This window comes from Rothia nasimurium (genome assembly GCF_928391935.1).
GTDB lineage: Bacteria > Actinomycetota > Actinomycetes > Actinomycetales > Micrococcaceae > Rothia > Rothia nasimurium_D.
In genome coordinates this window covers 1-1335 of the sequence record NZ_CAKMTD010000021.1, presented here as the reverse complement: position 1 = coordinate 1335, position 1335 = coordinate 1, and the positions used below count along the sequence as shown (strand labels likewise).

At 54.7% G+C, this 1335-nt stretch carries 1 protein-coding gene; it reads left to right on the top strand.

Annotation, left to right across the window (positions count from 1 at the left end; genetic code table 11):
• Nucleotides 1-57: 57 nt before the first annotated feature.
• Complete coding sequence (locus L7A15_RS10575) at nt 58-1302, top strand: IS256 family transposase (RefSeq protein WP_272878666.1); 1245 nt, start codon at nt 58-60, stop codon at nt 1300-1302.
• The last annotated feature ends 33 nt before the right edge of the window (nt 1303-1335 follow it).

Sequence of the window (1335 nt, the reverse complement as noted above, 5' to 3'; positions counted from 1 at the left end):
GGGACTGTCAGGAAAACGGTGTAAACCCTCCCAACCCCAACAGGAGAAAATAACACCATGACAACAGAACACCAACTCGCCCAAAACCTCATCACCCAAGCCAAAGAACAAGGCCTAGACCTCAGCAGCGACACCCTACTCAAAACCCTCACCCAAGACATCATCCAAGCTGCCCTCGACGAAGAACTCACCGACCACCTCGGCTACCCCAAACACGCCGAAAACCCCAACCAAACAAGCCAAAACACCAGAAACGGCTACCGCACCAAAAGAATCCTCACCGACACCGTCGGCCCCATCGACATCAAAGTCCCCCGCGACCGCGACGGCTCCTTCGAACCGACCATCGTGCCCAAACGAGCCCGTCGACTCAAAAACGTCGATGAAATCATCCTCTCCCTAGCAGCCAAAGGACTCACCTACGGTGACATCGCAGCCCACTTCGAGCAAATCTATGGGGCCAGCATCAGTAAAGACACCATCAGCCGTATCACCGCAACGGTCCTTGACCAGATGAATGAATGGGCCGCCAGGCCCCTAGAAACGGTCTACCTGGCTGTGTTTATCGATGCAATCTACCTGAAAGTCCGCGAAGGGCAGGTAAGCAACCGCCCCTTCTACGTGGCTATGGGAGTCAACGTCGAAGGCGCTAGGGATGTGTTAGGAATCTGGGCAGGCCCTGAAGGGGCAGGCGAATCAGCCAAATTCTGGCTACAGATCCTGACCGAGCTGAAGAACCGTGGCACCGCTGATATCTTCTACCTGGTCTGTGATGGGCTCACCGGCCTGCCTGAGGCCGTGAATGCGGTCTATGAACGCACGATTGTGCAAAACTGCGTCATTCACATGATCCGCAATTCCATGCATTACGCCCCCAGGCAGCACTGGGAGGCGATTTCCCGGGATTTGAAGCCGGTCTATCAGGCGGTGACCGAGCAGGCTGCGCAGGCGGCTTTGGAGGCCTTTGGGCAGAAGTGGGATGAGAAGTACCCGGCTATTAGTGCTTTGTGGTGGCGTCGCTGGGAGGAATTTATTCCTTTTTTGTCGTATGAGATGGAGGTTCGTCGGGTGTTGTATTCGACGAATGCGATTGAGTCTTTGAATGCTAGGTTGCGGCGTTCTGCCAGGTCGCGTGGGCATTTTGTGTCTGAGGAGTCGGCTTTGAAGTTTATGTATTTGACGGTTCGGTCTTTGGATCCTTCAGGTGCTGGTGCTCGGCGGTGGATGACTCGGTGGAAGCCGGCGTTGAATGCTTTTGCTATTGTTTTTGGTGATCGGTTGCCGCAGGTGGCTGGTCGCTAGATTTGTTGTGGGTTTACACCGTTAATCTGACAG